Source organism: Cellulophaga sp. (genome assembly GCF_039943695.1).
Classification (GTDB): Bacteria; Bacteroidota; Bacteroidia; order Flavobacteriales; family Flavobacteriaceae; genus Cellulophaga.
Genome location: NZ_JBDVAA010000198.1, coordinates 1 through 4,524, shown reverse-complemented (window position 1 = coordinate 4,524; position 4,524 = coordinate 1). Strand labels below are relative to the sequence as shown.

General features: G+C 32.3%; 3 protein-coding genes and 1 pseudogene. 1 reads left to right on the top strand and 3 read right to left on the bottom strand.

Features of this window, described 5'->3' with window-relative positions; all coding sequences use genetic code 11:
• Positions 1-1,331 (bottom strand): annotated as a pseudogene (locus ABJD66_RS14385) (TonB-dependent receptor); the annotation flags it as partial.
• 100 nt (positions 1,332-1,431) lie between these two features.
• On the opposite strand from ABJD66_RS14385, the gene ABJD66_RS14380 reads away from it, so the two are divergent.
• Positions 1,432-2,469 (top strand): endonuclease/exonuclease/phosphatase family protein, encoded by a 1,038-nt coding sequence (locus ABJD66_RS14380; RefSeq protein WP_348132859.1) that lies wholly within the window; start codon positions 1,432-1,434, stop codon positions 2,467-2,469.
• Between the two features lie 166 nt (positions 2,470-2,635).
• Here ABJD66_RS14380 and ABJD66_RS14375 read toward each other — a convergent pair whose 3' ends face one another.
• Together ABJD66_RS14375 and ABJD66_RS14370 are read right to left on the bottom strand one after the other, a co-directional pair.
• Complete coding sequence (locus tag ABJD66_RS14375) at positions 2,636-3,073, bottom strand: hypothetical protein (protein ID WP_100894629.1); 438 nt, start codon at positions 3,071-3,073, stop codon at positions 2,636-2,638.
• A 59-nt stretch (positions 3,074-3,132) separates the two neighbouring features.
• On the bottom strand, positions 3,133-4,506 hold the full coding sequence (locus ABJD66_RS14370) for an endonuclease (protein WP_348132857.1): 1,374 nt from the start codon (positions 4,504-4,506) through the stop codon (positions 3,133-3,135).
• Between the last annotated feature and the right edge of the window lie 18 nt (positions 4,507-4,524).

Below are 4,524 nucleotides of genomic sequence, written 5' to 3'. Positions count from 1 at the left end.
TTATAAAAAACATAAGCAGCTTTTTTGTCTTCATAAGCTGTGTTTGCGCTATAAATGTTTTTCCAATTAATTTGAGAATTTTGAATAAAAGATTCTCTAGCAGTTTGCGCACTTTCAAAATTAGCACCAATAGAACTATTTATATAAAAACTTGGTAAGTAACGGTAGTATGTAGCATCAGGATTAGGAGCGTTATAGTATCCTAGTCTACTTTTTTCATGAGGTCCAAATGTGTAGCTTATACCAGTATTTAATTTTATATTTCCTTTTTTGTATAAATGGTTAAACATAAAAATTGGTTGTGCTATTTTACGTTCTCTTGAGTTTCTAATGTTTCCGTTTTGAGTTCCCCAGTACGGATTGTATTTTCTTCCTTTTAATAAAAAAACTTCTTCTGTAACAGCAGAAGACCTGCCTCTTCTGTTAGATGCCAGCATTGCGGTTGCTAGTAATGTATTATTTTTATTTAGTTTGTATTCTAAAGCACCAAATAAAGAAAATGCATCGTATAAAGTTCCTTCTAAATATCCTTGTTTTGCCCATCGTCTAGAAGCGGATATGCTATAGGTTATTCCTTTTTTGTTAGTTGGTATGGTGTAGGAGGTCATTAATCGCCCAGCGTATGTTCTATTAGACGCAGAAAAAGAAACTCGTTTCCCGGGTCTCATTTTAGATGGTTGTGTATTTATATTGGTTGTGCCTAAAATACCTCCAAAGTTGTACTTCGCAGGTTGTAATCCGTAAGTAAACTCTTGGTTTCTTGTAGCGTCATTTAATCCACCCCAGTTATTCCATTGTGGTCTGCCATCGGTAAGGTTATTCATGACCATACCATTTATTAGCACATTGCTAAATTTGGAGTCATATCCTCTTACTCTAAAAAATGCTTGGCCAAAATCAAAAGCAGCTCTATTTAAAAATACATCTTTTGTAGCTTGTAATAGTCCAGAGGTAACAGTGCTATTCTCTTCTTCAGCCAGTGTAACTTCAGTTAAGGTAATTAAATTGTCTGTTTTTTCTAGTGTGATATCTTTTTGAAGGTAAATTGTTCCTAGATCAATATTTCTGTCAACAACAGAAATAGGCACTCTAATTTGAACGTATTCTTCTGCTGTAATTTTTATTGTATAATTTCCTTTCTCTATTAATAAGTTTAAGGTGTTTGAAGCTATGTTTACGAAGAGGTTTGTTTCTTCTATTTCTGCCTTACCATTTATATTTATTGTTTTATTTTGTTGGTCTAGTAGAGTTGCTTTTATAGTGTACTTTTCCTGGCCAATACAGACTTTTAATAATAGTAAAATAGATAAAATACTGAATAACAAACGCATAACTTTTGTGAAAATATGCTTTTTTAAGGAATTTTCCTTACTTTCATATTAAAATATGTTAATGCGTAAGTATATTATTTGTAAATTAAAATATTGTTTATTGATATTATTAATATTTACAATTGTTAATTGTTTTTCTCAGCAAGAAAGTAAATATAAAGTAAGGACTATTGCTTTTTATAATTTAGAGAACTTATTTGATACCATTAACGATCCTCATACTTTTGATGATGACCGTACACCGCTAGGAAAAGATAAATGGACAAGCGAAAGATATAGGGATAAGTTAATAAATATGTCTGGTGTGTTATCTGAAATAGGTAGTGATCTCACAAAATCTTCCCCAGATGTAATTGGAGTTTGCGAAATAGAGAACGATTCCGTTTTAGTTGATTTAATTAATCAACCAGCTTTAAAAAATAAGGGATATGCAATTTTGCATTATAACTCACCAGATGAAAGAGGCATAGATGTAGCATTACTTTATAAAGAGCAAGTTTTTATGCCAACAACTTTTAAAAGTCATAGGTTGCTACTATTTAAAGAAAGCGGATATAGAGATTATACTAGAGATCAACTAATAGTTGGTGGTTTGTTAGATGATGAAGAGATTTATTTTATTGTAAACCATTGGCCATCCAGGAGTGGAGGTGAGGCACGTAGTAGACCAAACCGAATTGCAGCTGCAAAGCTTAATAAAAGAATTATAGACTCTGTACAGCGTTTAAATAAAGATGCAAAAATTATAAGTATGGGAGATTTTAATGATGACCCAATAAATAAAAGCTTTAAAAAAGTATTACGAGCAGAAGGTAAAATTAAGAAAGTTACAGATAGTGTTTTGTACAATCCTATGGAGGCTTTGTTTAAAAAAGGTGAGGGTTCTTTAGCGTACCGAGATAAGTGGAATGTTTTTGATCAAATTTACTTTACAGGTAATTTGGTAAATGAAAAAAGGGATACCTATTCTTTTTTTAAAGCTGCTATTTACTCGCCTTCTTATTTAACTACAACCTCGGGTAGGTATAAAGGATACCCTAAAAGAACATATTCTGGCGGTAGTTACACAGGTGGGTATAGTGATCATTTTCCTGTATATATTTATTTAATCAAAAAATACAGTAAAGTGACTAATTAGTTTGTTTTTCTTTTTTTTATTAAGTTGTTGATTTACTATTATGTTGTTTGTTTAGGGCTTTGCATCTTGTAAAAACATTTTTACAACAGTATTAACTACTATTTAAAAACAAAAAAACCAAGTGGTTTGTATCACTTGGTTTTTAATATAATGTTATGCTTCTATTTTAGAACCATTGTCCCCAAGGAATTCTACTTAGTAGGCATAATAAACCTAGTCCGTAAAAAATGGCTATTAGTTTAAATTTTTTAGCGCTCTCCATTACTTTTTTGTGCTTAGACCAACCAATTGTAATAAGTACTATTGCAATTATGTTTATAAATGGATGCTCTACAGCTAATAAGCGTGCAGCAGAACTCAATCCGCCCATTCCGTTAGTTTTAATAGCTCCAAAGCCGTTAGGAGAAACAAAGAAAAGTATAACGCCAATTAGCAGTTGTATATGCGATAATATTAGCGCAAATAGGGAAACTCTTAAGTCTTTACTTAAGTTAAAATCTCTTTTAGCAAGTAAGCCAGAAACAGCATTTACAACAGCTAAAATTAAGATAGCTAATACTAAAAAGGCAAAGTAGGAGTGTAGGTTTAAAATTGTATCGTACATAGTAAATTGTTTAATTATAAAAGTAATAAAAATTAAGAATTTATAAGTGAGTTTTTAGTTTATTCCCACTTATTTTCCGCATTATCTCCTCCCCAAATTATTGTTGCCAAATACGGGTTGTCTATAAAAGGATTTCTATTTCCTTGTGCTTCTTCAATTACGTTGTTACGTTGAATTTCAAAGTTAGATACCGGATCTGCTATGTTCCAAGCTAAAAATAAATCTAAAGTTCCTACTTGTGTATAGTCTTCGTTGTATCTAATATTTAAATATAAAACCATACGTGCAACATCACCTCTCCAATCATCACCAGGATACCATTTGTTACCATCTACTAATTTGTAGTTACCAGATCCATCTGTATAAGCAAAATTACTTCTATCTTCATTTACAATAGCGTCACAAGAGCGTAAATGGTGCAAATCAGAAACTGCAATATTAGATCCTAATTTAGATTGAGGGAAAATATGTTCTGTATTAAAAGTTTGTGGCGAATGACTGTTAGAGCCAGACTGATATTCTCTGTGGTCTCTACTTTCACCAGAATACATTAAAATTACGTTGTCAGCTATAGTTTCATCTTCGTCTGCGTTATACAAATAATTGTGTCTTTGCCCATAAGATAAAATAGTTGTGTGTTTATTGGTGGTGTGCTCTTTTAAGGCGTTTAGTGTAACATCTGCATTGTTAGAAAAAGCAACGTTAGAGTAATATTCTTGTAATTCTGAAGGAATATTAAAACCTAGTTTTTCGGCAATTGTAATAGTAATTGTTGCTGTTGAGCACGTAGAATCAGGTTTGTCGTTATCACAAATGGTATATGTAAAAGAGTCACTACCAGTAAAGTTACTTTGTGGTGTGTAAACAATTTCTCCGTCACTATTAATTTCTACACTTCCACTAGCACTACTCCCGTCTACAGATGTTAATGTGGCATCATCAATAATACTGTCATTATCTAAAGCGGTTGTAATTGTGGTAGCTGTATTCTCTACAGTTGCGTAGGCATCATCTATGGCTACAGGGTCTCCTTCGTCTGTAATGGAAACTGTAACTGTTGCAGTAGAACAGTTTTGAGTTTCAGTTATATCGCAAATAGTATATGTGAATGTATCTACGCCTATAAAATCTGTTTTAGGAGTATATGTATATGTACCATTTTGGTTTTCTGTAATAGTGGCACCTCCGGTACTTGTAGCGTCAAAAGTAGTTATTTTGGCACCTACTCTAGAATCGTTTTCTAAAAGAGAACTTATAATTAACGCTTCATTTTCTATACCTGTTACTTCATCATCTACAGCAATTGGTTTGTTTACAGGAGTTGGGTCTGGGTCTGGTTGTTCTGTACCTCCGTCTGAGCTACTGCATCCTAACATAATAACTGATAATAGTATAGTGTATGCGTAGTTTTTAATATTTAAAATAGATTTCATCATCATCTCGTCTTAATA